The organism is Streptomyces varsoviensis (assembly GCF_000718635.1).
In the GTDB taxonomy this organism is placed as follows: Bacteria; Actinomycetota; Actinomycetes; order Streptomycetales; family Streptomycetaceae; genus Streptomyces; species Streptomyces varsoviensis.
In genome coordinates this window covers 438,714-465,287 of record NZ_JOBF01000003.1, presented here as the reverse complement: position 1 = coordinate 465,287, position 26,574 = coordinate 438,714, and the positions used below count along the sequence as shown (strand labels likewise).

Annotated in this window: 18 protein-coding genes and 2 CRISPR repeat arrays; of the genes, 8 read left to right on the top strand and 10 right to left on the bottom strand. The window is 71.5% G+C overall.

Features of this window, described 5'->3' with window-relative positions; genetic code table 11:
- The first annotated feature begins 12 nt into the window (after positions 1 to 12).
- Positions 13 to 1,020, top strand: coding sequence for a helix-turn-helix transcriptional regulator (locus tag IF55_RS06545; RefSeq protein WP_078643757.1), 1,008 nt, complete (start codon positions 13 to 15; stop codon positions 1,018 to 1,020).
- Positions 1,021 to 1,052: 32 nt separating this feature from the next.
- Here IF55_RS06545 and IF55_RS06540 read toward each other — a convergent pair whose 3' ends face one another.
- The gene (locus IF55_RS06540) at positions 1,053 to 2,504 is read right to left on the bottom strand and encodes an MFS transporter (RefSeq protein WP_030876661.1); all 1,452 of its coding nucleotides are present in this window, start codon (positions 2,502 to 2,504) and stop codon (positions 1,053 to 1,055) included.
- A gap of 234 nt (positions 2,505 to 2,738) precedes the next feature.
- On the opposite strand from IF55_RS06540, the gene dusB reads away from it, so the two are divergent.
- The 3 genes from dusB (at position 2,739) to IF55_RS06525 (ending at position 8,670) form a co-directional block, all read left to right on the top strand.
- Positions 2,739 to 3,893, top strand: coding sequence for a tRNA dihydrouridine synthase DusB (gene dusB / locus IF55_RS06535; protein WP_030876659.1), 1,155 nt, complete (start codon positions 2,739 to 2,741; stop codon positions 3,891 to 3,893).
- A 470-nt stretch (positions 3,894 to 4,363) separates the two neighbouring features.
- Complete coding sequence (gene ppdK / locus IF55_RS06530) at positions 4,364 to 7,141, top strand: pyruvate, phosphate dikinase (protein WP_030876657.1); 2,778 nt, start codon at positions 4,364 to 4,366, stop codon at positions 7,139 to 7,141.
- A gap of 380 nt (positions 7,142 to 7,521) precedes the next feature.
- Positions 7,522 to 8,670: an ArsR/SmtB family transcription factor gene (locus IF55_RS06525; RefSeq protein ID WP_106980335.1), complete on the top strand. Its 1,149-nt coding sequence runs from the start codon at positions 7,522 to 7,524 to the stop codon at positions 8,668 to 8,670.
- On the opposite strand, the gene IF55_RS06520 is transcribed toward IF55_RS06525, so the two are convergent.
- The 4 genes from IF55_RS06520 to IF55_RS06505 form a co-directional block, all read right to left on the bottom strand.
- Positions 8,628 to 9,491: a carbohydrate ABC transporter permease gene (locus tag IF55_RS06520; RefSeq protein ID WP_030876654.1), complete on the bottom strand. Its 864-nt coding sequence runs from the start codon at positions 9,489 to 9,491 to the stop codon at positions 8,628 to 8,630. The genes IF55_RS06525 and IF55_RS06520 overlap by 43 nt on opposite strands.
- A gap of 5 nt (positions 9,492 to 9,496) precedes the next feature.
- Positions 9,497 to 10,432, bottom strand: coding sequence for a carbohydrate ABC transporter permease (locus IF55_RS06515; RefSeq protein WP_030876651.1), 936 nt, complete (start codon positions 10,430 to 10,432; stop codon positions 9,497 to 9,499).
- Positions 10,433 to 11,722, bottom strand: a complete 1,290-nt coding sequence (locus tag IF55_RS06510) for an ABC transporter substrate-binding protein (protein ID WP_030876650.1) — start codon at positions 11,720 to 11,722, stop codon at positions 10,433 to 10,435.
- Positions 11,723 to 12,047: 325 nt separating this feature from the next.
- Positions 12,048 to 12,442: direct repeats of the CRISPR family, unit length 29 nt; unit sequence GTGGTCCCCGCGTAGGCGGGGGTGGTCCC.
- Between the two features lie 381 nt (positions 12,443 to 12,823).
- Entirely contained in the window at positions 12,824 to 13,741 is a 918-nt protein-coding gene (locus IF55_RS06505; protein WP_030876648.1) for a helix-turn-helix domain-containing protein, read from the bottom strand.
- A gap of 377 nt (positions 13,742 to 14,118) precedes the next feature.
- On the opposite strand from IF55_RS06505, the gene IF55_RS41570 reads away from it, so the two are divergent.
- The 3 genes from IF55_RS41570 (at position 14,119) to IF55_RS36835 (ending at position 17,958) form a co-directional block, all read left to right on the top strand.
- The gene (locus IF55_RS41570) at positions 14,119 to 14,412 is read left to right on the top strand and encodes a DUF7848 domain-containing protein (RefSeq protein WP_449657820.1); all 294 of its coding nucleotides are present in this window, start codon (positions 14,119 to 14,121) and stop codon (positions 14,410 to 14,412) included.
- Between the two features lie 682 nt (positions 14,413 to 15,094).
- Positions 15,095 to 15,550: a CRISPR direct-repeat array (repeat unit 29 nt; unit sequence GTGCTCCCCGCGCCCGCGGGGGTGGTCCC).
- A 478-nt stretch (positions 15,551 to 16,028) separates the two neighbouring features.
- Positions 16,029 to 17,309: a helix-turn-helix domain-containing protein gene (locus IF55_RS06495; protein WP_078643899.1), complete on the top strand. Its 1,281-nt coding sequence runs from the start codon at positions 16,029 to 16,031 to the stop codon at positions 17,307 to 17,309.
- A 325-nt stretch (positions 17,310 to 17,634) separates the two neighbouring features.
- Positions 17,635 to 17,958 carry a DUF7848 domain-containing protein gene (locus tag IF55_RS36835; RefSeq protein WP_211269950.1) on the top strand — a complete coding sequence of 108 codons (324 nt, stop codon included), beginning with the start codon at positions 17,635 to 17,637 and terminating at the stop codon, positions 17,956 to 17,958.
- Positions 17,959 to 19,349: 1,391 nt separating this feature from the next.
- On the opposite strand, the gene IF55_RS06485 is transcribed toward IF55_RS36835, so the two are convergent.
- Complete coding sequence (locus tag IF55_RS06485) at positions 19,350 to 21,263, bottom strand: APC family permease (protein WP_030876644.1); 1,914 nt, start codon at positions 21,261 to 21,263, stop codon at positions 19,350 to 19,352.
- 295 nt (positions 21,264 to 21,558) lie between these two features.
- On the opposite strand from IF55_RS06485, the gene IF55_RS06480 reads away from it, so the two are divergent.
- Positions 21,559 to 22,170, top strand: a complete 612-nt coding sequence (locus IF55_RS06480) for a hypothetical protein (protein WP_245661077.1) — start codon at positions 21,559 to 21,561, stop codon at positions 22,168 to 22,170.
- Positions 22,171 to 22,286: 116 nt separating this feature from the next.
- On the opposite strand, the gene IF55_RS06475 is transcribed toward IF55_RS06480, so the two are convergent.
- From IF55_RS06475 to IF55_RS36830, 4 genes are all read right to left on the bottom strand, one after another.
- Positions 22,287 to 23,234 carry an oxidoreductase gene (locus tag IF55_RS06475; RefSeq protein WP_030876641.1) on the bottom strand — a complete coding sequence of 316 codons (948 nt, stop codon included), beginning with the start codon at positions 23,232 to 23,234 and terminating at the stop codon, positions 22,287 to 22,289.
- A gap of 62 nt (positions 23,235 to 23,296) precedes the next feature.
- Positions 23,297 to 24,454, bottom strand: coding sequence for a cytochrome P450 family protein (locus tag IF55_RS06470; protein ID WP_245661076.1), 1,158 nt, complete (start codon positions 24,452 to 24,454; stop codon positions 23,297 to 23,299).
- Between the two features lie 191 nt (positions 24,455 to 24,645).
- Complete coding sequence (locus tag IF55_RS06465; RefSeq protein WP_048831605.1) at positions 24,646 to 25,887, bottom strand: cytochrome P450; 1,242 nt, start codon at positions 25,885 to 25,887, stop codon at positions 24,646 to 24,648.
- Positions 25,884 to 26,462, bottom strand: coding sequence for a GTP-binding protein (locus tag IF55_RS36830; protein WP_106980334.1), 579 nt, complete (start codon positions 26,460 to 26,462; stop codon positions 25,884 to 25,886). The genes IF55_RS06465 and IF55_RS36830 overlap by 4 nt, the downstream gene beginning before the upstream one ends.
- Positions 26,463 to 26,574: the final 112 nt, after the last annotated feature.

Here is a 26,574-nt window from a genome sequence, read left to right as displayed (position 1 = left end):
ATCCTTGACGCCATGACCACCATGGCGCAAGAGACCGTCCGCCCGGCGAACGGCCTGGCGAAGGGCCCGGCGACCGGCACGGGGAGTAGCATGGCGGCCGGCACGGGGAATGGCCCGGCGACCGGCACGGCGGCCGGCCCCGGCACCCGCGGCGAGACCAGCGCCGATGTCCGCCGCAACGAACTCGCCGCCTTCCTGCGCAGCCGCCGCGAGCGCATCACTCCCGAGCAGGCCGGCCTGGCCCGCGGCCAGCGCCGCCGCACCCCCGGCCTGCGCCGGGAAGAGGTCGCCCACCTCGCCGCCGTCGGCGTCACCTGGTACACGTGGCTTGAACAGGCGAGGAACATCAAGGTCTCGGCGCAGGTGCTGGACTCCCTGGCCCGCGCCCTGATGCTCGACCACAGCGAGCGCTTCCACCTCTTCGCCCTCGCCGAAGTCGCCGACCCGCACCCCAACTCCGAGTGCACGGGGGTCTCCGACTCGCTGCGCGCGATGCTGCGGCAACTGGAGCCCTTCCCGGCCTGCGTGCAGAACAGCCGGTACGACATCCTCGCCTACAACCGCACGTACGGGCGGCTCCTCTGCGACCTCGACGCCCTCCCGCAGGAGGACCGCAACTGCATGCTGCTGGCCTTCACCAACGCCACCTGGTCGGCCTGCGTGGTCAACCGCGATGAGGTGGTCCGCTCGATGGCCGCCAAGTTCCGGGCCTCCATGGCCGAGCACCTCGCCGAACCCGCGTGGAAGACGCTGCTCAAGCGGTTGCAGGACGAGTCGCCGGAGTTCCGCGAGCTGTGGGCGCGGCACGAGGTCGTACGGGCCACCAAGCGCACCTGGATCTTCCGGCAGGCGCAGGTCGGCCTGTTGCGCACGCGCTACACCGCCCTGTGGACCGGCCCCAACTCCGGCCCCCGGCTGCTGACCTACACCCCCGAGGACGACGAGACCCGCGAGCGCCTGGAGCGGCTGCAGGAGCTGGTGACGGCGGACCCGTCGGGCACGCCCCCGCGGCCGGCATAGCGCCGTGACCGGCCCAGCTCGCCGGTAGCGGGTCAGGAGCTCGCTGAGGTCCGAGGGCCCGGCGACTCCTCGAAGAGGACGGCCGCGTGGCGCGCCGTGCCCTTCGCCCAGCGGCCGGTGGTCACCGCGCCCAGCAGCAGGACCGCCGTGCCGCAGCCGGTGATGATCCACCAGGCCGGGCGGCTCGCGTCCGTGAAGCCGCCCAGGCTGTAGTGGCCGCCGCCCACGCCCGACGCCAGCACCGCGCCGATCACCGCCACCCCCAGCGAGCCGCCGACCTGCCGACTGGTGGAGGCGACGGCGGCGGCGACGCCCGCCTGGCTGCGCGGCATGCCGGACACCGCCGTGTTCGTGATCGGCGCGTTGACCAGCCCGAAGCCGACGCCGAACAGCACGTACCCGGTGAACAGCAGCGGCACGTGCGACTCCCCGTCGAAGACCGCGAACACCAGCCCGCTGGCCGCCATCGCGGCCCCCGCGCACAGCAGCGACGGCCGCGGGCCGCGGCTGCCCACGAGCCGCCCGGACAGCGGCGCGAAGACCAGCGTCATGGCCGCCATCGGCAGCATCCACAGCCCGGCGTGCAGGGCCGAGAGCCCGCGCACGTTCTGGAGGTAGAGGGTGTTGAGGAAGAGGAAGCCGCTGAGCGAGGCGAAGGCGCAGACCGCGATGACGGTCGCGCCGCTGAACGGCGCGCTGCGGAAGAACCGCAGGTCGATCAGGGGCTGGACGCGCCGCCGCTCGTAGTACAGCAGCCCGGCGAGCGAGGCCGCGGCGACGGCCGCGCAGCCGATGATCAGCGGCGAGTCCCAGCCCGCGCCGGGCGTCTCGATGATCGCGTACGTGACGGCCCCGAGCACCCCGATGACCAGGAGCTGCCCCACGGGGTCCGGGCGGCGCGGCTCGGGGGCGCGCGACTCCGGCACGTACCGGATGGTCAGCAGGAGCGCGGCCAGCCCGACCGGCAGATTGATCCAGAAGATCGAGCGCCAGCCGACCGACTGCACGAGCAGCCCGCCTACCACCGGCCCCGCGGCCATGCTGATGCCGACCACGCCGCCCCAGACGCCGATGGCGCGGGCGCGCTCCTTCGGCTCCGTGAAGGTGTTGGTGATGATCGACATCGCCACGGGGTTGAGCATCGAGCCGCCCACGGCCTGCAGCATCCGGAAGGCCACCAGCCAGGACAGGCTCGGCGCCATGCTGCACAGGGCCGAGGAGACCGTGAAGACCACGAGGCCCGCCTGGAAGACGCGGCGGCGGCCGATACGGTCGGCGGTCGAGCCCGCGAGCATCAGCAGCGAGGCCAGGACGAGGGTGTAGGCGTCGATCGTCCACTGCATGCCGGAGACGCTGGCGCTCAGCTCCTTCTGCATGGAGGGGAGCGCGACGTTGAGCACGGTGTTGTCGAGGCTGACGATCAGCAGGCTCATGCAGCAGATCGCCAGGACGAGCATCCGCCGACGGTGATTCAGCTCGGACATATTCGAACGCTACAACGATCACCGTGGGACGGCCCCGGCGCGTCCCATTGTGGTACGGGCCGCGGGCCGCCGTCCCTGGGGCGCAGCCCCGGTTACGGGCCACCGCCCTTGGGGCACAGCTCCCGGCCTCCGCCCGTCGCCCCCGCCCCTGGTACGGGACCGTCGCGACCCTCGCCGCCGGTTGCGGGACAATGGGAGGTCCGCCCAGCCGCCCCCGCGCAAGGAAGCCCCTCGATGACGCAGCTCAAGATCGGTCCCCACTCGGTGCAGCCGCCGGTGGTCCTCGCGCCGATGGCGGGGATCACCAACGCCCCCTTCCGCACGCTGTGCCGGGAGTTCTCGGGCGGCAAGGGGCTGTTCGTCAGCGAGATGATCACGACGCGGGCGCTGGTCGAGCGGGACGCCAAGACGATGCGGCTGATCCACTTCGACGGGAGCGAGCGGCCGCGCTCGATCCAGCTCTACGGCGTGGACCCGGCCACCGTCGGCAAGGCCGTCCGGATGATCGTCGACGAGGACCTGGCCGACCACATCGACCTCAACTTCGGCTGCCCGGTGCCGAAGGTGACCCGCAAGGGCGGCGGCTCGGCCCTGCCGTACAAACGGCATCTGCTCCGTTCGATCCTGCGCGAGGCCGTCACGGGCGCGGGTGGGCTGCCGGTCACGATGAAGATGCGCAAGGGCATCGACGACGACCACATCACCTACCTCGACGCCGGCCGCATCGCCGTGGACGAGGGCGTCACGGCCATCGCCCTGCACGGGCGGACAGCGGCCCAGCACTACGGCGGCACGGCGGACTGGGAGTCCATCGCGCGCCTCAAGGAGACCGTCCCCGAGATCCCCGTGCTCGGAAATGGCGATATCTGGTCGGCGGACGACGCGCTGCGCATGGTGCGCGAGACGGGCTGCGACGGCGTCGTGGTCGGCCGCGGCTGCCTGGGCCGGCCCTGGCTCTTCGGCGACCTGGTGGCCGCCTTCGAGGGCGAGGGCGAGGGGGCAGGCGACGGTACGGGCGTGACGTACGCGGCGCCGACGCTGGGCGAGGTCTCGCGGGTCATGCTGCGCCACGCGGAGCTGCTGGCGCGGTGGCTGGACAGCGAGGAGCGCGGCGTCATCGACTTCCGCAAGCACGTCGCCTGGTACACCAAGGGGTTCTCGGTCGGCTCCGAGATGCGCAAGCGGCTCGCCGTCACCTCGTCCCTGGCCGAGCTGAGCGCTCTGATGAGCGAGCTGGACCTCGACCAGCCCTGGCCGGCGGGCGCGGACGGCCCGCGCGGCCGCACCTCCGGCCGCAGCCGCGTGGTCCTGCCGGACGGCTGGCTGGACGACCCGTACGACCGCTCGGCGGTGGGCGCCGAGGCGGAACTGGACACGTCGGGCGGCTGACGGGCCGGCCGGCTGACACGCCGGGGCGGTTCGGTGCTCGTACGCAGGCGGGGCCCGCGCCCGTACGCCCGTAGTGCCGGGCCCGGCCCCTGCCCATCGTCCGGATAGCGGAACGACGGCGTGCACGACGGCGTGATTCTCGCCACCTCTGATAAGGGCTACGCTCAGATGAGCGAATTCGATCGGAGTGCACTTCCCAAAGGGTGGCACTGGGTGCCACCCCCCTTGGGTTCGGGTGATCAAGGAAACGGTCACCGAGCGTCAGCGGGATCGAGGGGGCGCGTGGCTGGGCGGAGTCGTCCGTTCGACAAGTGAAGGGATCGCAGTGGGGCGGCGCCGGGCCGGGATCTTTCGATCTCGCGGCAGGAGAGTGGTTACGCCCGTATGACGGCCAAGTGGACGTACCCAGACGCCTTCGATCTGGGTATGTTCCTCGCCGTCAGGGCAGCCGTCCGCGAGGAGACAGTCCCGTGCCGGAACAAGAAGATCGCCAGAAGTTCGTTTACGACTTCACCGAGGGCAACAAGGACCTGAAGGATCTGCTCGGCGGGAAGGGGGCCAACCTCGCCGAAATGACCAACCTCGGTCTGCCCGTCCCTCCGGGCTTCACCATCACCACCGAGGCGTGCAAGGTCTACCTCGACAGCGGCAGCGAGCCCGCGGCGCTCTGCGACGAGGTGAGTGCGCACCTCGACGCGCTGGAGCGGCGGATGGGCAAGCGGCTCGGCCAGGCCGACGACCCGCTGCTGGTCTCCGTGCGCTCCGGCGCCAAGTTCTCCATGCCCGGCATGATGGACACCGTCCTGAACATCGGGCTCTCCGACGAGTCCGTGGCCGGGCTCGCGGCGCAGGCCGACGACTGGCGGTTCGCGTGGGACTCGTACCGCCGCCTCATCCAGATGTTCGGCAAGACGGTCCTCGACGTCGACGGGGACCTCTTCGAGAGCGCGCTGGAGGACGCCAAGCACGCCAAGGGCGCCGCCACCGACGTCGACCTCGACGCGGCGGACCTCGAACAGCTCGTCACGCGGTTCAAGGAGATCGTCGCCAAGGAGACCGGCCGCGACTTCCCGCAGGACCCCCGCGAGCAGATGGACCTCGCCGTACGGGCGGTCTTCGACTCCTGGAACACCGAGCGGGCCAAGCTCTACCGCCGCCAGGAGCGCATCCCCGGCGACCTCGGCACCGCCGTCAACATCTGCTCCATGGTCTTCGGCAACCTCGGCCCCGACTCGGGCACCGGCGTCGCCTTCACCCGCGACCCGGCCAGCGGCCAGCAGGGCGTCTACGGCGACTACCTCCAGAACGCGCAGGGCGAGGACGTCGTCGCGGGCATCCGCAACACCGTGCCGCTGGCCGACCTGGAGTCCCTCGACAAGCCGTCGTACGACCAGCTCATGCAGATCATGGAGACGCTGGAGACGCACTACAAGGACCTGTGCGACATCGAGTTCACCATCGAGCGCGGCAAGCTGTGGATGCTCCAGACCCGGGTCGGCAAGCGCACCGCGGGCGCCGCCTTCCGCATCGCGACCCAACTCGTCGACCAGGGGCTCATCGACGAGGCCGAGGCGCTCCAGCGGGTCAACGGCGCGCAGCTCGCCCAGCTCATGTTCCCGCGCTTCGACGACGCGGCGACGGGCGGCGCGGCCACCGGCAGCGGGACGACGGGCGGCGGGGCGGGGGGCGCCGGCGGCAAGGGCGCGAAACCGCTCGGCCGCGGGATCGCCGCCTCGCCGGGCGCCGCCGTCGGCAAGGCCGTCTTCGACTCGTACACGGCCGTCAAGTGGTCCCGGTCCGGCGAGAAGGTCATCCTCATCCGCCGCGAGACCAACCCCGACGACCTCAACGGCATGATCGCCGCCGAGGCGATCCTCACCTCGCGCGGCGGCAAGACCTCGCACGCCGCCGTCGTCGCCCGCGGCATGGGCAAGACCTGTGTGTGCGGCGCCGAGGAGCTGGAAGTCGACACCAAGCGGCGACGGATGACGGCGCCTGGCGGCACCGTCGTGGAGGAGGGCGACACCGTCTCCATCGACGGCTCGTCCGGGAAGATCTGCCTCGGCGAGGTCCCCGTCGTGCCGTCCCCGGTGGTCGAGTACTTCGAGGGCCGTACGCACGCGGGCGCGGACGACGCCGACGACCTGGTCAAGGCCGTCCACCGGATCATGGCGTACGCGGACCGGATGCGCCGGCTGCGGGTGCGGGCCAACGCCGACAACGCCGAGGACGCCTCGCGCGCCCGGCGGTTCGGCGCCCAGGGCATCGGGCTGTGCCGCACCGAGCACATGTTCCTCGGCGAGCGCCGGGAGCTGGTCGAGCGGCTGATCCTCGCCGACACCGAGGACGAGCGGGAGGAGGCACTGGGTGCCTTGCTGCCGCTCCAGAAGGCCGACTTCATCGAGCTGTTCGAGTCGATGGACGGGCTGCCCGTGACCGTACGGCTGCTGGACCCGCCGCTGCACGAGTTCCTGCCCGACATCACCGAGCTGTCCGTGCGGGTCGCGCTCGCCGAGTCCCGCAAGGACCACAACGAGAACGACCTGCGGCTGCTCCAGGCCGTGCACAAGCTGCACGAGCAGAACCCGATGCTGGGGCTGCGCGGCGTCCGGCTCGGCCTGGTCATCCCCGGCCTGTTCACCATGCAGGTACGCGCCATCGCCGAGGCCGCGGCGGCCCGTATCGAGGCCAAGGGCGATCCGCGCGCGGAGATCATGATCCCGCTGGTGGGCACCGTCCAGGAGCTGGAGCTGGTCCGTGAGGACGCCGAACGGGTCCTGGCCGAGGTCCGCGAGGCCACCGGCGCGGACCTGAAGCTCGCGCTCGGCACGATGATCGAGCTGCCCCGAGCTGCCCTGACGGCCGGTCAGATCGCGGAAGCCGCCGAGTTCTTCTCCTTCGGCACCAACGACCTGACCCAGACCGTCTGGGGCTTCTCCCGCGACGACGTGGAGGCGAGCTTCTTCACGGCCTACCTGGAGAAGGGCATCTTCGGGGTCAGCCCCTTCGAGACCATCGACAAGGACGGCGTCGGCACGCTCGTCCGCGACGCCGTAACGGCCGGCCGCGCCACCCGCCCCGACCTCAAGCTCGGCGTCTGCGGCGAGCACGGCGGCGACCCGGAGTCGGTGCACTTCTTCCACGAGGTGGGCCTCGACTACGTCTCCTGCTCGCCGTTCCGCATCCCGGTCGCGCGCCTGGAGGCGGGCCGGGCGGCGGCGCGTTCGAAGGGCAGCGACAGCAGGTAGCTCCACAGCGGCGCGCATGCGCGCGAGCAGACCACCGAGGCCGCCACCGGGCTCTGAAACCCTCACTCCGAGGGTGGCTTCGGCTCCCATGAAGGGGCGGCGTCCGTGCGGGGACGCCGCCCCTTCTGTCTCCCCCCACCGGGAGTTGTCACAGCCCGCATCGGCTCGGGCCGCGACGCGCGTACCGGTCGGCCGCCTAATTACTCGTCACCCCCCACGGGAACGAGCGGGGGCGGCCCCGGTCGCAGGAATAGAATTCCGCTTCTGAGATGTTCGCCGCGAGTCCTTTCAACTGTGGCTAAAAGGGCATGGTGACCGCCTGTGTCGGCGTGCATACTCAGGGAGCCGGGGGTGGTTCGTATGTCGCATGTGGGGGTTTGGTGTTACGTGTCCACTTCACTGGACTCGATCTGGCCCGGTTACGCCTGGCGGGCGGGCCGGACGCGCTGTGGGAAACCGTTTTAAGTCTGCACCGACTTCGGGACAAACAAGGCGAGTCGATCTTCGGGGATTGGCGCTCGGAAACCCGGACCCGGTTGAATGGTGAAACGAGGTTACTCGGCCCGCTGGTCCCCTCGCGCGGCTATTTCCCGGACTTTCTGACGCCGCCCGAAGGCGTTCTCGGGCTCGAATCCGGGATGGCCGCGGTACGCGCCACCCCGGCCGAACGGGTGCACAGTGAACTGAACCGGCTCACCACCGCCCGTACGCTCCCTGGCTGGATCCGTTCCATGGCCGAGGGCGAGCCGCGCGCGTTCCAGAAGCTGATCGGCGCGCTCGACGCCTACCACCACGCCGCCGTCGCCCCGTACTGGACGCACGTACAGGCCCGTATCGAGGCGGACCGGGCCGTACGGGGCCGGGCGCTGCTCGCGGGCGGGGCGGACGCGCTGCTCTCCTCGCTGCCGCCGATGCTGCGCTGGCGACCGCCGGTCCTGGAGGCGGACTACCCGGTGGACCGCGATCTCCACCTGAACGGACGGGGGTTGCTGCTCCTGCCCTCGTTCTTCTGCCGCCGCACCCCGGTGACCTTCCAGAACCCGCAGCTCACGCCCGTACTCGTCTACCCGGTCCGGCACCCGTCCCGGGCCACGCCGGCCGTCACCACCGCCCCGCGCTCGCTCGGCAAGCTGGTCGGCCAGACCCGCTCCGCCGTGCTCGGCTCGATCGGCGGCGGCTGCACCACCAGCGAACTCGCCCGCCGGGCCGGGGTGTCGGCGGCCTCGGCCAGCCAGCACGCCGGGGTGCTGCGCGAGGCGGGGCTGGTGCTGACGCTGCGGCACGGCAGCGCGGTCATGCATACGCTGACGCCGCTGGGGGCGGCGCTGCTGCGGGGGGCCGACCCGTCGTCGGCCCAGCCTTCGATGGGGCCGTCGGCCCAGCCTTCGATCGTGTCTTCGGCTCAGTCTTCGGTTCGTTCTTCGGCTCAGTCGTCGATGGGGCCGTCGGCCCAGCCTTCGATGGGGTCTTCGGCCCGGGCCGCGGCTCAGTCGTCGATGCCGGAGCGTTCGACGCCCGCGACGATGTAGCGCTGGAGCAGGACGAAGACGAGCAGCAGCGGAACGATCGAGACGGCGGCGGCGACGAACAGCTCGTGGATGTTGACGGTCTGCGAGGTCAGGAACGTGGAGAGGGCGACCTGCACGGTCCACGCGTCCTTGTCCTGACCGATGACCAGCGGCCACAGGAACGCATTCCAGGCGCCGATGAAGACGATCGTGCCGACGGCCGCGAAGACGGGGCGCGAGTTGGGCACCACGATGCGCCAGTACGTACGCCAGTGGCCGAGCCCGTCGATGTGGGCCGCGTCCTCCAACTCCTTGGGGAAGCCCAGGAAGTACTGGCGGAAGACGAAGCACGCGAAGGCGGAGAACAGCGTCGGCACGATCAGGCCGCGCAGCGAGGAGACCCAGCCCAGCGAGGAGACCAGCACGAACGTCGGCACGAAGGTGACGGCGGCCGGGACCATCAGGGTGCCCAGGATCGCGTAGAAGACGGTGTTGGCGAAGCGGTACGGGATGCGGGCCAGGCCGTAGCCGGCGAGGGAGGCGAGGAGCAGGGTGCCGAGCGTCGTGGCGACGGCGATCAGCGTGGAGTTGAGCAGCGCGTGCGCCATGGGGACGGCGGGATCGTCGAAGAGTTCCCGCAGGTTGGACCATTTCAGCTCGGAGGGGAAGAAGGTCCAGTCGGCCGAGGTGATGTCCTGCTCGGTTGCGAGGCCGTTGCGCAGGAGCAGGTAGAACGGGATGAGGAAGAGGGCGGCGAGGGCGATCAGCAGGACGAGGCGGAGGGCGCGCCCGGCGCGGACAAGGGCGTCCTCGTTCCCGCGCGGCCCCTGTGCGGACTTCACGTGACTCACGCCTCCTTCCGGCCGAGCCCGAACCAGCGGGCCTGCGCGACGGTCACGACGGCGACGATCAGCGCGAGGATGACGGCGCCGGCGCTGCCGAGCCCGAGGTTCTGCCCCTGGCCGAGGGCTGTGTAGTAGAGGTAGACCAGCGGCGGACGGGCGTACGGGGGGTAGCCGCGGGAGTCCGAGAGCAGGTTGTAGAACTCGTCGAACGCCTGGAAGGCGTTGATGACCAGCAGCAGGACGACGGCGACGGACGTGGCGCGCAGGGCGGGGAAGGTGATGTGCCGGAACGTCTGCCAGCCGGCGCGGGCGCCGTCCACGGCGGCGGCCTCGTAGAGCTGGATCGGGACGCGCTGGAGTCCGGCCAGGAAGAGGATCATGTAGAAGCCCGCCTGGAGCCAGAGCCGTACGGTCACGATGACCAGCCAGTACCAGGGCGGATGGGTGGTCGACAGCCACGCCGTCTGATCGCCGCCGAACCAGCCGAGCACGGTGTTCGCCAGCCCGAACCGCACCCCGTTGAAGATCGACAACTTCCAGACCAGGGCCGCCACGACGTACGAGCAGGCGGCCGGCAGGAAGAACACCGAACGGAAGAACGCCTGCGCGAAGCGGAGCCGGTTGACCGCGAGCGCGAGCCCGAGGGCCAGCGCGTAGGTCGCCGGGACGATGAAGAGCGTGAAGACGACGAAGGTCCACAGGCTGCTGGTGAACGCCGAATCGCCCAGCATCGAGAGGTAGTTGTCGAGGCCGACGAAGTGGGTGGGGGAGACGGTGTTGTGCGCGTCGAAGAAGCTGAGGTAGACGCTCCAGGCGAGCGGTACGTACGTGAAGAGGGCGAGGCCGATGGCGAACGGGCCGACGAAGACCCAGAACCAGAGGTTGCGGTTCTGCGGCCCGAGCAAACGGGCGGTCAGGGAGCGCTGTGTGCGCTGCATTCAGGCCGACTTCCGCACGCGCCGCAGCTCGGCGTCGGTCTTGCGGACGACGGCGCGCAGCTCGCTCTCCGGGTTCGCGCCGTCCTTGATGACGCGGCTCAGGGCGTCCTGGTAGGCCACTTTGGCGGCGGGCGTCCACAGCAGCGGCTCCGCGTACCCGTACTCGGTCGCCAGCCGCACGGCGTCGGCCGCCGGGCCCTCCCGGAGCCGTTCCGCTTTCTCGGCGAGGGAGGTACGGGCCGGGATGTGGAAGCCGTACGACAACGCGAAGTCCTCCTGGTAGTCCGTGCGCTCGACCCACAGCCACTTGGCGTACGCCTTGGCCGCCGCCTTGTCCTTGCTACGGGCGCTGACGGCCGTGGCGTACGCCCCGACCGGCACGGCGGGCTTGCCGTTCGGCCCGTCCTTGGGGAACGGCAGCACCCCGAAGTCGTCCCCGAGCGCCTTCTTGATCTGCGGGAGCGCCCAGAGCCCCGACCACTGCATCGCGGTCAGCCCCTGGATGAAGGCGGAGGGGTCCGGCCAGTCGGCGGGCGCGCCGAGCAGCAGCGACTTCTCCGCGTGGAGCTGATGGACCTTGCCGAGCGCGCGGGCGGCGGCCGGATCGTCGAAGCCGACCCTCCCGTCCTCGGTGATGAGAGCGAGCCCGGAAGCGAACAACGGCGTCCCGCCGAGCACCCCCGCCCCGCCGTCGTTGCCGAGGAAGAGCCCCTTGGCCTTCTTGCCTTTGAGCTTCTCGGCCAACTGCTTCGCAGCATCAACGAGCGCGTCGAGGGACTGCGGCGGCTCGACCCCGGCGTCGGAGAGGAGGCCCTTGCGGTAGTAGAGGAGCTGGGTGTCTATGACCTGCGGAATGCCCCACACCTTGCCGTCGTGGACCTTGGGCGCCAGCACGGTGGGGTTGAAGTCGCCGCGTACGTCGTTCGAGACCAGGTCGGTGAGGTCGACGACTTGCCCGCCCCGGATCTGGTCCAGCGTCGGCCCATTGACCTCGAACACATCGGGCCCGGAGTCGGTGAGCAGGGCGGCAGCAGTCTGCTGATCGTAATTCCCGGGCCGCCACTGGACGGTGACCTTCGCTTTCCGATACGCCGCCGCATACCGCTTAACGGCCTGCTCGGCCCCGGGCTCGCCGTACTGGTGATACCACTGAGAGATGACGGGCGCACCGCTCGCCCCTCCGCCCTCCCGCCCGGTATTGGACCCACACGCGGTGGCGAGCCCCCCGGTCAGGACAAGCCCGGCCAGACTCCCACCACTTGCCATGAGCCGCCTGCGACTGATCGGCATAGCACGTACCCCCTCGTTTCAGCACGCTTCCGCTCACTCCGTCGACCGCCTGCGATCGTATGGCCCAACGATCAACGATGGAGGGACTTTGTGATAGGGGGATTGCGGGAGTGTGGCGGGCGGTCGGGGTGGGGCGGGGGCTTGGTGCCTGGTGCCTGGTGCCCGGGCGCTTCGGCCCGTGGCCGGCTTGGGCGGCGGGGGGTGGTGAACGCGGTGGGGGATTCCGGCTGGTGAGGGGGGAGAGGGGTGTTTGCGGCGTATGTCGGACTCTGCGGAAGTGAGTAAAAACCTGGGTATGCCGTCATGAAGCAGCAGGTCGCGGTCTGTGGTCCCCGCGTAGGCGGGGGTGGTCCCTCGCGGCACAGGCGGTCGACTCCGGCGGCGACGTGGTCCCCGCGTAGGCGGGGGTGGTCCCCGAGAAGGGACCACGCGGCGGGGTGCGGGTCAGTGGTCCCCGCGTAGGCGGGGGTGGTCCCCCCTACAGCGCGTACCTGAGCGGCGGTGAGCTGTGGTCCCTGCGTAGGCGGGGGTGGTCCCAGCAACACCCCTGCCGCCTCGGCCACGGCTGCGTGGTCCCCGCGCGTGCGGGGGTGGTCCCCGGCTGTACCGGGGGAGCACGATCCTGTGGCGGTGGTCCCCGCGCGTGCGGGGGTGGTCCCCCGAACAACTGGCTGAGGGTGTTGGAGGTGATGTGGTCCCCGCGTAGGCGGGGGTGGCCCCTCTGCGACCGCTGTACGCCCGGCATGCGAGGAGTGGCCCCCGCGTACGCGGGGGGTGTGTCTCGTTGGAGGCCCGTCTGCACCACACCTGGGCGAGGGAGACTCCGGCCTACAGTTCTGGGGTGAGGCCGGAGCGGCGGGCGAGGTTGACGAGGTCGGGGCGGCTTCGTTGGTGGAGGATGAAGAGGACGCGGAGGACTTCGCGGGCCATGGGGTGGATCTCTGCCATTTGCGGTGCGACCTCGTGGGCGCGTTTGAGGGCCTCTTCCGCGCCTCGGATGTCGTTGAGGTCGAGACGGGCCCGAGCCGTGTCGATGCAGAGTCGTCCGATGCGGTTCGCGCCGAGCCCGGGGACGGGTTGTCCATGAGGGGCTGCGCCATTTCAGAAGCCCCGGTCGGGGCGGGCCAGTTCGACGTGGGCGGCCAGCTCGTACAGCGCTTGATTGCCCGGCCCAAACGTGAGGTTGTGTCGCAGTACGTCGCGCGGGAACCGCGCCGCAAGGGCCAGAGCCCGCTCGTTGTGGGCCGCCCACGCGTTCTGGTCCTTCGCCCTGCTGGCCAGCACGACACCCCGGAGGTGGAGCGAGCCGAGCGATATGGCCGCTTCCGGAGTGTCCGTTGGGTGCGCCTGCTCGTACTGGACGATGGCCCGGTCCACGATGACGAGCCCGTCGCCGTACTCGCCCGCGCTCTGGTACGTACCGGCCTCGTTCCACGCGGCCCCGGCCACGGCGTCCGGGTTCCACGTCTGCATGGCCGCCCACTGCTGGCGGGACACGATCATGTCGGCCAGACCCGCCTGCGAGAGCCGGTGAGCGACGGCGTACGCGCACCCGTACAGGTCGGCGAGCTGCCCCCACGCCTGCGCGTCCCCGCCTGCCGTCAGTGCGACGGCCGTCGCTTGGCCGAGAAGCTTCGGCAGCCTGCGGAGGAGTTCCAGGTACCGCGTGTCTGCGCGGAGTTGGTTCGCCTCGCGCAGGTTGGCGGTCAGTTCGTCGAGGGGCGGCACGTCTTCCTTGGGGAGGGTGTGCCGACGCACGGTCGCCCGCAACTCGTCCAGCAGGACGCGCTGTTCGCTCGGATCGCTGAACGGCGTCCCGTAGATGCGGGCCGTCGTGCCCTTCATGGCCTTGGCCGCCGCGGCGACCGTTGGGGGCGTGGCGGTGCGCGTGCCGTCCTCCACTTTGCGGAGCAGCGACGCCGAGACGCCCATCCGGCGGGCGAGCTGCCCCTGGCCCCACCCCAGGGCTTTGCGCAGGACCGCGATGTTCTGACCTGCGGCGGGTGTCGAATCGCTCATGCGGACCACTGTTCCCCCAACTGCCTTTGCTGAGAAAGGAACTTTGTTGCTTTTGTGTCAACTGATCTTGGTTGGGGCGCGTTGGCTGGCGCATGTACGGGTCGATGCGAAACGGGGCGGCGCCGAGGCCGCCACTGAGGTGGAGGCCACCGCCTGCCTCTGAGGGCGCGAGCACCAGGCATGAACGGCGTTGGCTGAACGCATGAAGGGTATGGGGCGGGCGGAGTTGTCCCGACACATGGCCGAGCGGGGCGTCGACGGGGTGTTCGTCGCCGGTATCGGCGTCCGGGCTGTGGGCGCCCCCTCGCCTCTTGGGGCGATTCGACCACGAGGCGGCGACAGTGTTGAGCGGTATCTACCAGTAGGTACCGGGGGCTATCGAGCGGGACCCGGCGACGTGCCCCGAATACCGCGCCGACTGCATTACTGGCGAGGACGGGGGCGGAGGCTGCGGCGAGATGATCCGTTCCGGGGGCCCTGATTGGGTCGAGGAGTGGATGCGTCGCCACACCCAGGCCACCGGGCACAGGGCTTACCGCCGTACGGTCACCGACTACGCGCTCCTCGAACCGCCAGATGAGCTTCGTGGACGGATGGCCATCGACGAGGCAGGGTCGCTGCGCGCCGGGTCGGCACTGCCTTACGGGGGCTTGGGGTGGGGTGACGGGTGAGTCGGGTGTGCGCGTACGCCGTGACGGTGGCGTCGTTTGTCGGCGTGTTGGTGCTGGTACTGGGTGCCGCCATTCGCCCCTGACGAAGCTGTCGAGGAGTCTGCCTATTGGCCGGCGGCTGCTCCGCTCTTGCGGAAGGACGGAGGGCAGCGCCCGGCTCGGGCCTTTGCGCGAGACGCGGGGCGGGGCGCTGCTTGCAGCGGGCCTCAGGCCCGCCGGTCCGGCTGCCGCGGTCCGCAGTCTCCTGGCGGGGTGGGCGTCACCGCAAGGACCCTGACTGGCCGCACGTATGCGACAACTGCTCGCACCGTCCTGCGATGTAGGCACGCAGACCCGTGAACCAGCGACGCCGAGATGCGCTACCGCGCGGGCCGCGACGTACGAGGCGTTGCCGTTCCCACTCGGCACGCCGACTTCGTGCGCGGCCTCAATGCCGCATTAGAGACCAGCGCGCGATCCGCCGGCCGAGAACAGCACTTCCGCGACATCCGGGGCGGTGCCGACTGCCCGTTGCCCGTGAGCCCCGCTGGCTCCGCGACGAGGTCGCGGGCACTTTGGCCGGACTGCTCGCGTTGTCCCAGCGATACGTCATCGACCATGGAGAGTTTTGTGCCGTATGCCGGAGTCAGCACCAGTGAGTAAAAACCCAGACCGGCCGACCTGAAACAGCAGGTCCCGCCCTGTGCTCCCCGTGCCCGCGGGGGTGGTCCCCTGGCGGCGAGCCCGGAGCAGATGGGCCGCTGGTGCTCCCCGCGCCCGCGGGGGTGGTCCCTGAAGCCTCGCCGACAGAATGTCAGCGAGCGGGTGCTCCCCGCGCCCGCGGGGGTGGTCCCTGGTCCATGATGTCGCCCTCGATCTTCGCGGCGTGCTCCCCGCGCCCGCGGGGGTGGTCCCGGGTCCACCATCCGGTGGACCGTGGGGCCGGTGTGCTCCCCGCGCCCGCGGGGGTGGTCCCACCTCGTAGAAGTCCGGAAGACGCCGCACCCCGTGCTCCCCGCGCCCGCAGGGGTGGTCCCGTCGAAGGCCACAGGGGTCCTTCCGGCTCAGTGTGCTCCCCGCGCCCGCGGGGGTGGTCCCCGCCTCAGCCGCCAGTGGAAGGTCCATATCCTGTGGTCTCCGCGCCTGCGAAGGTGGTCCCGCCAGCGCCGTGCCTTCGGGCGCCTGGCCGTGGTGGTCCCCGTGCCCGCGGGGTGGTCCCTCCATCAGCGTGGGGTGGCATATCGCCGGTGTGTGGTCCCCGCGCCCGCGGGGGTGGTCCCGGCATCGTCGGAGACATCCGTTGGGCCCTCTTGTGGTCCCCGCACGCCGGGCGCCCGGATCGCCGAAGCGGTCCCAAGCGCACGCGGGGATGCTCCGAACTGGGGCCCCGCGATGGAATCGCCGACCGGTGGTCAGTTCCCGCCCACGGCCGTCTGCGGGAGGCCGCATTCACGCCGAGGGTGGTTGGTGGCCCGGGCGCGGAGGGGGTCTCAGGTCGCTGCTTTCGAAGCCGCGCCCTGCGCACGTACCGGCGCGAGTCGGCATGCGGCGATGCTTCCGCCGCCCGGCGCCGGGTGCCGGGGAGCCGGTGACGGAGCACCAACCGCCGGAGGCCCCGGCGTAGCGTTCGTGGCATGGTGAGTGGACAGCACTTGGGCGCCAGGGTCCGGCGGTTGCGTCGGCTGGCGGGCCTCACGCAGGAAGGGCTGGCGGAAGCCTCAGACGTGTCGGTCGATGTGATCCGCAAGCTGGAGCAGCAGCGTCGAGGGTCCGTCTCCCTGCCAACCCTGCACGCGCTCGCGCACGGCTTGGGCGTGGAGTTGACCAGCCTTATCGGCGACCCGCCCGGCGCGCCGTCCACAGGGGAAGCGGACTCCCCGCAGATGGTGGCCGTGCGCCGTGCCATCATGCCTCCGCTGTTCGCCCCGCCGGCGGAACCCGTTTGCCCCGAGAGGCTGACCCCGCCGCTCTTGCGAGCCCGGATCACCGACGGCTGGACGCTGTACCACGACGCGAAGTTCGGCCCGCTGATGGAACTTCTCCCCGGCATCATCGCGGACGCGCGGTTCGTGGCCTCCGTCGGCAGCCCCGACGAACGCGCTGCGGGCCAGGCGGCCCTGGGCAAGGCCCTGCAACTCGGCGGGCACCTGGCCATCCGCATGGGCAAGACCGACCTGGCGCTGTCCTCACTGGAGCGCGCCATGGCCGCCGCCGACGCCTCGTCGGCCCCGCTCCTCGCCCCGATGATCTCCAACTCCGTGGCGTGGGCCTACCAGCGGCAGAACCGGCTCGACGACGCGAAGGCCCTCGCCGTCCACGCCGCCGACACCGTCGAGTACGGCCGTACGGGCGAGGTCGAAGGTACGCGCGTATGGGGCGGGTTGCTGATGTCCGCCGCGACCAGCCACGCCAGAGGTGGTGACTACGGCCGCGCCGACGAACTGATGCGTACCGCCGAGACGGCCGCCAAGCGGCTGGCGCGGCTGCCGAAGCCCGCGAACGGCAAGCTGTTGAGCATCTTCAGCACCTCGTCCGTCCGCGTCGAGCGAGTACGGCTGGCGGTCCAGCACGAACGCCCCGAGGAAGCGTTGACCTTGGCCAAAGGGATGCGTCTGTCCAAGGACACGCCCCCTTCGTGGCGTACGTGGCTGCTCCTGGACGTGGCGCGGGCGCACACGGATGTCGGGGATGCCGAAGGCGCGGTGAAGGCCCTGGAATCGCTCAAACGGCAGGCTCCGACGTGGATGCGGCATCACACGCTGGCCGTGTCGATCGTCTCTGACCTGTGGGACGGCGCTGCCCGCCCGGCGGGGCTACGGGCACTGGCGGCGTTCCTGGGCGTTGACGAAAGCGTTGGAAAAACTGGGGCGTTGTGCCCCTGGAGCTGCGCTCGCCGTGACGGGATGCTCCCCGCATGAAGCCGGAGACCCAGTCGAGTGTGGCCGCCCGACACGTCAGTAGGGCCACCGGAGCGCTCATACGGTTGAGTGGCCGGACGGGGCCCCGTACAGCCGGAGGCTCTTGGCGGCTTGTCTCGGAGTCGGCTCCGATGCCGTACGGGCTCGCCGAGCACACACGGAAGTCGGCCTCGTGAGGAGCGCGGCGCGGGCAGCGCTGTCCCAGCTCATGGCTGAAGGGGGCGTCGACGGGACGCTCATCGTTCACAAGCGGCCGGGCTCGGCGCCCGGATTGCGGGAATCTCCACTCCTCTTGGGGCGGATCGATCACGAGGAGACGTCAGCGTTGAGCCGTATCTACCGGTACGTGCCGTGGACGATCGTGCAGGACCCGGCGGCGTACCCCGAGTATCGCGCCGACTGCGTTACGGGTGAGGATGCGGACTGCGGCGAGATGATCCGTTCCGGGGGCCCTGACTGGGTCGAGGAGTGGATGCGCCGCCACACCCAGGCCACCGGCCACCGGGACTACCGCCGTACGGTCACCGACTACGCGCTCCTCGAACCGCCGGATGAGCTTCGTGGGCGTCTGGTCATGGGCGAGGCAGGTTCGCTGCGCGCCGGGCCGGCGCTGCCTGCCAGGGGCTTGGGGCGGGATGAGGAGGGGTGAGCCGGGTGTGCGCGTTCGGGGGGAGGACGGTGGCGTCGTTTGTCGACGTGCTGTCGCTGACCGCTGCCGTCCGTTCCTGGTGAAGCTTGCGTCTCTTCGTTGGTGGCTGCTCTGCTCCGCTCCGGCGGGAGGACGGAGGGCGGCACCCCGCCGCCTGGGCCTTTCGGCGAGATGTGGGGCGGGTCGCTGCTCCCGGTGGGGCTCAGGCCGCCGTTTCCGCCGCCGCGTGCATCGCACGGTCCACAGTTCCCCTGCGGGGTACGTGGCATCGCAACGACCCTGACCGGACGCGCACACGGCAACTGGTCGCACGGGCCTGCCATGTGGGCACGCGGGGCCGTGGGCCAGTAACGCCGGGGTGTGGCGTTGTTCGGCGTACGGTACCGAGCGGGCCGCGACGTACGAGGCGCCGCGGTTCCCGCTCGGCATACCGGCTGGCTTCGTGAGCGGTCTCCATGCCGCTCGCGAGACCGGCTGGCCTTCAACGGCGTCCGGGCTCGTGCCGGCTGGCCGGTGCTCATGATGCGCGCTGGCTCCGGGGCGGGGTGAGGTTGCGGGCACTTTTGGTCGGGCTTTCCGCGTTGTTCCAGTGGTGTGTCATCGGTCATGGGGAGTTTTGTGCAATATGCCGGAGTCTGCACAAGTGAGTAAAAACCCAGATCCACGAACCTGAAGCACCAGGTCACGCCCTGTGGTCCCCGCGCCCGCGGGGGTGGTCCCCGCAGATAGCGCAGTGGGGGACAGCCAATCCCGTGGTCCCCGCGCACGCGGGGGTGGTCCCAGGGCGTGGCGCGCGCTCACCTCCTCCGGCGTGTGGTCCCCGCGCACGCGGGGGTGGTCCCGTGGGGTTCCCCCGCCCGTAGGTCGCGCTCCGGTGGTCCCCGCGCACGCGGGGGTGGTCCCGGCTGTGGTGGAACGTACGAGCCTGCCAGCCGGTGGTCCCCGCGCACGCGGGGGTGGTCCCGTGCCAACGTTGTATTTCAGCGCCGACAGCACGTGGTCCCCGCGCACGCGGGGGTGGTCCCGGAAGCTTCCGCGCGAACGCCATGCGCCACTGGTGGTCCCCGCGCAAGCGGGGGTGGCCCCTACGTCGCGGTCCGGGGAGCCTCGGCGTACGAGTGGTCCCCGCGCACGCGGAGGTGGTCCCAAACGGCCGAACCCGCAGATGAGCGCCCGCACGTGGTCCCCGCGCAAGCGGGGGTGGCCCCCGGAGCCAGTGATAGAAAGAGCCGAGCTCATTGTGGTCCCCGCGCACGCGGGGGTGGTCCCCAGTCCAAGGCCGACCGCGACCCGGCCGAATGGTGGTCCCTGCGTGCGCGGGGGTGGTCCCGCGATGCACGGCAAGACCGTGACGGTCCGGGTGTGGTCCCCGCGCCCGCGGGGCTCCCCCCTCACCCCAACCGAAACCGCAACCGGCAAATCACGGCATCCGTGTCCCGCCGTACCGCATGTGCCATTACCGCGCCCCGCTGGTTCTGGAGCAGTCGCTGCCAGACGTGCGCGGGCTCGACCTCTGGGATGAGTACCGTGACGCGGTTGGAAGGATGGCGGTCGGTCATGGTTTGGACGTAGTCGACTATGGGGCGGCCCAGGGCCCGGGTAGGGGCCGGGAGTTCGATCAGATCCACCCCCGGTTGCCATAGTTCCCAGTCGCGGCGTAGGGACTCGGCTGCTCGGCGGCCGTCCGCGTCGGGTTGGGTGACCGTTACCGCGCGTACTTCGTCACCCAGCGACACAGCGGCCGTCAGGGCCTCGCTGGTGAGGCGGGAGAGGTGGGAGACCGGGACGATCACGACCGAGTGGCAGCGGTGCGGGGGCTCCGGGACCCGGCCGAGGCCGAGGCGTTCGCCGATGCGGGTGTATGCGCGGTGGACGGTTTCGAAGGCCAGGACCAGTACCGGCAGCATGAGGACGATCAGCCAGGCGCCGTCCGTGAACTTGGTGGCGGTCACCACGACCGCCGAGACGCCGGTGAGGAGCGCGCCGAGGCCGTTCAGGAGCGCCTTGGCGCGCCAGCCGGCGGAACGTTCCTGTCGCCAGTGGCGGACCATGCCCACCTGGCAGATGGTGAAGCCGACGAACACGCCGATCGCGAAGAGCGGCACCAGCGTGTTGGTGTCGCCGCCGGAGAAGACCAGGAGGGCGGCGGAGACCGTGGCCAGGGCCAGGACGCCGTGCCGGTGGACCTGGCGGTCGGCCTTGAGGCCGAAGACGTGGGGGAGGTAGTTGTCGCGGGCGAGCAGGCCCATGAGGACGGGGAGGCCCCCGAAGGAGGTGTTCGCGGCGAGGGCGAGCAGGATCATCGTCGCGAACTGCACCACGTAGAACGCCCAGTTGTGGCCCAGCGACGCGTCCGCCAGTTGTGCCAGTACCGTCACGCCCTCCGCCGGCTGGAGGTGGAAGCGGCCGATGAGGACCGAGAGGCCGATCAGCATGATGCCGAGCAGCGCCCCGAGGGCGATCTCCGTGCGCTGCGCGCGCTTCGCGGCCGGGGCGCGGAAGCTGGGAACCGCGTTGGCGACGGCCTCGACGCCCGTCAGCGCCGAGCAGCCGGAGGCGAAAGCTTTCAGCAACAGCAGCGCGCCCACCCCCGTCGCGCTGTCGCCGAGCACCGACGCGTGCCCCGCCGACGCGGCCGTACTCACCGGAGAGGAGCGGAACAGCCCCACCGCCACGATCGTCAGGATCGAGCCGACGAAGACGGCCGTCGGCACGATGAACGCCTTCGCCGAGTCCACGATCCCGCGCAGGTTGACGCCCGTGACCAGGGCGAGCACCCCCAGGCAGAGCCACACCCGGTCCCCGTACAGCGCCGGGAAGGCCGAGGTCAGGGCCGCGACGCCGGCCGTCGTCGACACGGCCACGTTCAGTACGTAGTCCAGGACCAGGGAGGCCGCCGTGACCAGGCTGGTCCGGCGGCCCAAGTGGCGCTTGGCGACCGCGTACGAGCCGCCGCCGTCCGGAAAGGCCGCGATGACCTGCCGGTACGAGGCGACCAGCACCGCGAGCAGGGTGGCTATCGCCAGCGTCACGGGCAGCGTGAAGCCGAGGCCGTGCGCCCCCGCCGCCGCCAGTACGAGGACGATGGCCTCCGGCCCGTACGCCACCGACGCCATCGCGTCCAGGGACAGCGCCGCCAGTCCCTGAGTGGCCGTCAGCCGATGTCGGTCCTCCGCCGCGGGGCCGCCGTCAGCGGGGCCGCCGTCCGCGGCACCGCCGTCCGGCGCTCCCGCCGCGCGCCCACCGTCCGGGGGCTCCTCGGCGGTCCCGGCGGCCCGCTGCAGCTTCTTGGCCAGCGTGGACATCTCTTCGCATACCTCCGTGAAGTGGGAGGACCAGCGTGAGCACCATCAACGGGGTAGCCGCCGGGCCTTGGCGGGGTCTTGGCGCGCCGCACCGAGATCTTCACGCCTTCTTGACGCGGCCGGGCGCCGGTGAAAGCGGGCCAACACCGCCGGACGCCGCCGGACGCCGCCGGACGCCGCCGGACGCCGACGCACACCGCACCCGTGTCAGAAGCCCGTCAAGCTCCCCGCCCCGCTCGTCAGCGATGTGTCAAGTTCGCCGTACGGGGCGGCGCGGCAGTCCTACCGTCCCGCCATGGGACGGCGACGAGGGCTCGGTTCGACACGGCAGCGGCACCAGCACCGGTATCAGTACCGGCATCAGCATCAGCACCGGCACCAGCACCGGAGGCGCCCCGAACGGGCCCGCCCCCTCGTCACCGACCGGAACTGGGCCGGCGACCTGCGCGCCGCCGTCTCCTGCTCCGTCGCGCTCGGCGCGCTGCTCCTCCTCATCGACCTCGCCCGCCACGCCCTCGACGCGCCCCGCGCGGGCTGCTGGACGGGCATCGCGCTGCTGCTCTTCGTCGTGCTCTTCCCGCCGCGCGTGCGCGCGGGCGACGGCTGGCTGGCCGTACGCGGTCTGCTGCGCGAGCGGCGGGTACGGACCGACGTGCTCACCCTCGTACGTTCCGCCGACGGCATGGCGCCCCGGCTGATCCTGCGCGACGCGGGCGGCCGCCGCGTCGAACTGGACCCCAAGGTCCTCGCCGCCAACCCCCTCCTGTGGCACCTTCTGGACACCGGCGCCCGCCGGTCCATGGCGCACGGCTTCCTCCGCGACGGCGCGGCGGAACTGCGCGCCCTGGCGGACCGCATCGACGGAGAGGCGGCCGAGCGGCTGCTGAGGGAGGCGGGGCTGGACTGAGCACGGAGCCTTGAAGGCTGAGCACGGAGCCTTGAGGGCTGAGCACGGCGCTGTGAAGGCTGAGCACAGCGTCTTGAAGGCCGTCACACGCGACCACGGGCCCCCTCACCCCGCCCTCACCCCTCCAACAGCCCGTACGAAACCCCCGTCAGCCGCTCCGACACCGCCCACAGCCCCGCGCTCGTCCTGTCGTTCACCGTCCACCGTGCCCGCAGCGAACGCCCCGGCGCGCCCCGCACCTGGTTGCGCGGCCCGTAGAAGCCGTCCTGGACGACGCCCGGGGCCGTGGCCGCGTACAGGGTGGGGAGGGCGCCGCGCTCGGGGCTCTGGCCGATGATGCCGTTGGCGGCCTCGACCACCCGCTCGGCCGTGGCGCGGCCCTCTATGCGGACGCCGGCCGTCTGGAGGTTCGTGGCGGCGTAGCCGGGGTGGGCGGCGACCGACAGGATGTCCGTACCGGCCGCCGTCAGCCGTCGCGCCAGTTCGTGGGTGAAGAGGAGATTGGCGCTCTTGGAACGGCCGTAGGCGATCCAGCGGCGGTAGCGGTGCTCCATGTCGAGGTCGCGCGGGTCCACGCAGCCCAGGAAGTGGAAACCGCTGGAGAGAGTGACCACGCGCGCGCCCGCGCGCGTGGCGAGCAGAAACGGCAGCAGCAGCCCCGTCAGCGCGAAGTGCCCCAGATGGTTGGTGCCGAACTGCATCTCGAAGCCGTCGACCGTCCTGCGCGGTGGCAGCGCCATCACGCCCGCGTTGTTGATCAGCAGGTCCAGCCGGCCCTCGCCGTCGCCGCCCGCGTGCTCCGGGAAGGCTGCGGCGAAGTCCCGTACGGACGCGAGGTTCGCGAGGTCCAGCGGCGCGAACCGCACGTCCGCGCCGGGCACGCGGTCCTTCACGCGCCGTTCGGCGGCCCGGCCGCGCGTCTCGTCGCGGCAGGCCAGCACCACCTTGGCGCCGTGCCGGGCGAGTTCGCGGGCGGTCACCTCGCCGAGGCCGCTGTTGGCGCCGGTCACCACCGCGACGCGGCCGCTCTGGTCGGGGATGTCGTGCGCGCTCCAGCCCGTCACGTGCTCTCCTCACCTCGCTGTTCCGGTCAAGGTAGCGAGCCGGGACGCGCGGGGCGGGGCGTTCAGGGGGTGAGTCGCACCGGCAGGCTCTGTGTGCTGTTGCCGACGAAGCTCGGCAGCGGCGCCAGCTCCGCGTCCGGGACGGCCTGTGCCAGCTCGGGGTAGCGGGTGAAGAGCCGGTCGAGGGCGATGGTCGCCTCCAGCCGGGCCAGCGGCGCGCCGAGGCAGAAGTGCGGGCCGTGGCCGAAGGAGAGGTGGCGGCCGGCGAGCCGGGTCACGTCGAAGCGGTCCGCGTCCGGCCCGTACGTCCGCGGGTCGCGCCCGGCGGCGGAGTAGGAGGCGAGTACGGGCGTGCCCTCGGGGATGACCGCGCCGCCGACCTCCAGGTCGGTTGTGGGGTAGCGGAACGGGAAGTGGCTGACGGGGCTGTCGTAGCGGAGGGTCTCCTCGACGACGGCCGCCCAGGTGGCGTCCCCGGTCCGGACGAGCGCCAACTGGTCGGGGTGCGCGCATAGCGCCCGTACCGCGTTGTTGATGAGGTTCAGGGTCGTCTCATGGCCGGCGATGATCATCAGCAGCAGGGTGCCGACCAGCTCCCGCTCGCTGAGCCGGTCGCCGTTCTCCTCGCGGGCCGCGATCAGCGCGCTCGTCAGGTCCTCGCCCGGGTCCGCGCGGCGGACCTCGGCGACATGGGTGAGGATCGCGACCATCTCGCGGTTGGCGGACAGCACCTGGGCGGGCTCGACGACCGTGCTGACTATCAAGTTGGACAGCTCGTGCAGCCGGTCATGCAGGTCGGCGTCCACGCCGAGGAGTTCGCAGATGACGCTCATCGGCAGCGGATAGGCGAAGTGCTGCCGCAGGTCCACCACGCCGTCCGGGTCCGCCGCGGCGGGCAGCCGGTCCAGCAGGTCCTCGGTCAGCTTCTCGATCCGGGGGCGCAGCGCCTCCACGCGGCGCGCCGTGAACGCCTTGGTGACCAGGGAGCGCAGCCGCCGGTGGTCGGCCCCGTCGGCGGTGGTCATGCCCTCGACGGTGGCGAAGGTGGCGAGCGGCCAGCCCGGCGGTATCTCGCCCGCGCGCATCGCCGCGAAGTGGCAGGCGTTCTTGGCGACGTCCGGGTGGCCGAGGAACTCCTTCAGCTCCTCATGACCGGTGACGGCGAAGCCGGCCACGCCGCCGGGGAGCGTCACCGGCACCGCGGCGCCCAGGGCGCGCAACCGCTCGTTGACGGCGTGCTGCCCGCCGGCGGGGTCTAGGAGGTGCGGCGCGGACGCGGACGTAGAGGAAGATGCGGACGCGGGTGTGGACGCAGGCTCGGACGCGGATGCGGACGCAGGCTCGGACGTGGATGCGGATGCGGACGCAGGCTCGGACGTGGATGCGGACGTGGGTGCGGCTGAAGGAACAGTCATCTGGGGTCTCCAAGGGCCGTGGCGGCGAGGGCGGGCCGGCTGAACCGTACGGGCAGGGCCGCCAGCTCCTTCGTCCAGGGTGACGCGGCCCACGTCAGCGCGGACTCCGGCACGGCGAGTTCGAGGTCGGGCAGCCGGTGCCGCAGCGTGTCCACGGCGGTACGGGCGATCAGGCGGGCCGGGTCCTGGGCCGGGCAGGTGTGCGGGCCCGCGCCGAAGGCGAGGTGCGAGCGGTTGCCGACGACGGGCCGGCCGTCGGCGGGCAGCACCTCGGGGTCGGCGTTGGCGCCCGCCAGGCCGAGGACGAGCATGTCGCCCGCGCGCACGTCCTGGCCGCCGAAGGACAGGTCGCGGGTGGCGTAGCGGGCGGGGAAGTTCTGGGTCGGCGGGAAGCGCCACAGGACCAGGTCGAGCGCGTCGTCGACGGTGAGGTGGCCGCGGGAGAGGGAGGAGCGGAAGGCCGGGTCGGTGAGCAGGATCAGCAGGGTGGTGGCGATCCAGTTACCGGTGGTCCGGTTGCCCGCGACGATGGTCACCACGATGTTGTGCAGCAACTCCTCGTCGCTGAGCCCCGCGTCGTGCCCGAGCAGCCAGGAGACCAGGTCCTCGCCGGGCGCGCGGCGCTTCTCCTCGATCAGCTCGCTCAGCATGGCGGACATCCGGCGGCTGGCCGCCGGGGACTCCGCCGTGGCGGCGACGGTCGTGGTGATCGCCTCGACCAGCGGCGGTCCGGCCTCCGCGCCGATGCCCAGCAGCCCGGTCACCACGTGCAGCGGCAGGGCGCGCGCGTACTGGCCCACCAGCTCCGCCTCGGTGGCGCCGCCGGTGGCGAACTCCGCGATGAGCCGCTCGGCGGTGGCCCGTACGGACCGGATCAGCTCGTGCCCGTTCACGCGGGCCAGCGCGTCGGCGACCGCCCCGCGCATCCGCCGGTGCTGCTGCCCGTCCGAGTACAGCAGCGCGGGCCGCCAGCCGACCATGGGCAGTACGGGCGAGTCGCGCGGCACCCGGCCCTCGCGCAGCGGAGTCCAGCGGCGCGGGTCGTGCGAGAAGTACTGCTCGTCGCGGGTGAGATGGAGCAGTTCCCGGTGGCCGACCACCAGCCAGGCGTCGAGCCCCGGGGCGAGCGATACGGGCACGACCGGGCCGTGTTCCGCGCGCATCCGCTCGTACAGGGCCGCCGCGTCGCCGTCAATCGTCGGCCCGTACAGCGGAATGCGGGCGGCGGTGCTGGTCATGACGGCTCCGGGGCGAGCGGCGCCGCGGTCGCGGCGGGGGAGACGGACGAGATGGGGGAGGTGGGGGAGGGAGCGGTGTTGAGCGCGATGAGGTGTGTGACCAGCGAGATCAGCGCCTTCAGCGACGACCGGTACTCGCGCGCGTCACAGATCACCAGCGGCGTGCGGGGCAGCAGGTCGAGGGCGGTGCGCAACTCGCCCTCGTCGTGCAGGGCGCTGTCCGGGAAGGCGTTGACGGCGACCGTGAAGGGCACGTCGAGGTCTTCGAGGTGGCCGATGGCGTCGAACGAGGCCGACAGGTCACGGGTGTCGACGAGGGCGAGCGCGCCGAGCGCGCCGCGCGCCAGGTCCTTCCAGGCGGGCAGAAAGCGGTGCTGGCCGGGCGTGCCGAAGAGGTAGAGCACCAGCTCGCCGCCGAGGGTGATGCGGCCGAAGTCGAGGGCGACGGTCGTGGTGGTCTTCGCGGAGGGCGGCGCGGTGTCCACGCGGGCGCCCGCCTGGGTCATGGTCGCCTCGGTGGACAGCGGCTTGATCTCCGAGACGGTGCTGATCAGCGTGGTCTTGCCGACGCCCATGGGGCCGACGACCAGGATCTTGGCGGCGCCGGAGACGCTGGGGCTGACGTAGACGTCGGAGGAGTCGGCGGGGCCCTCCGGGCTCTCCGGGCCGGCCGGGTCGGAGGAGTCG

Coding starts and splice junctions, on each gene's coding strand:
- IF55_RS06485 (WP_030876644.1), bottom strand. CDS start 21,263: ATGTCCACGCTGGCCAAGAAGCTGCAGCGGGCCGCCGGGACCGCCGAG.
- IF55_RS06515 (WP_030876651.1), bottom strand. CDS start 10,432: ATGCAGCGCACACAGCGCTCCCTGACCGCCCGTTTGCTCGGGCCGCAG.
- IF55_RS36830 (WP_106980334.1), bottom strand. CDS start 26,462: ATGGGCGTCGGCAAGACCACGCTGATCAGCACCGTCTCGGAGATCAAG.
- IF55_RS06510 (WP_030876650.1), bottom strand. CDS start 11,722: ATGCCGATCAGTCGCAGGCGGCTCATGGCAAGTGGTGGGAGTCTGGCC.
- IF55_RS06505 (WP_030876648.1), bottom strand. CDS start 13,741: ATGAGCGATTCGACACCCGCCGCAGGTCAGAACATCGCGGTCCTGCGC.
- IF55_RS06480 (WP_245661077.1), top strand. CDS start 21,559: ATGGGACGGCGACGAGGGCTCGGTTCGACACGGCAGCGGCACCAGCAC.
- IF55_RS06540 (WP_030876661.1), bottom strand. CDS start 2,504: ATGTCCGAGCTGAATCACCGTCGGCGGATGCTCGTCCTGGCGATCTGC.
- IF55_RS06545 (WP_078643757.1), top strand. CDS start 13: ATGACCACCATGGCGCAAGAGACCGTCCGCCCGGCGAACGGCCTGGCG.
- dusB (WP_030876659.1), top strand. CDS start 2,739: ATGACGCAGCTCAAGATCGGTCCCCACTCGGTGCAGCCGCCGGTGGTC.
- IF55_RS06465 (WP_048831605.1), bottom strand. CDS start 25,887: ATGACCAGCACCGCCGCCCGCATTCCGCTGTACGGGCCGACGATTGAC.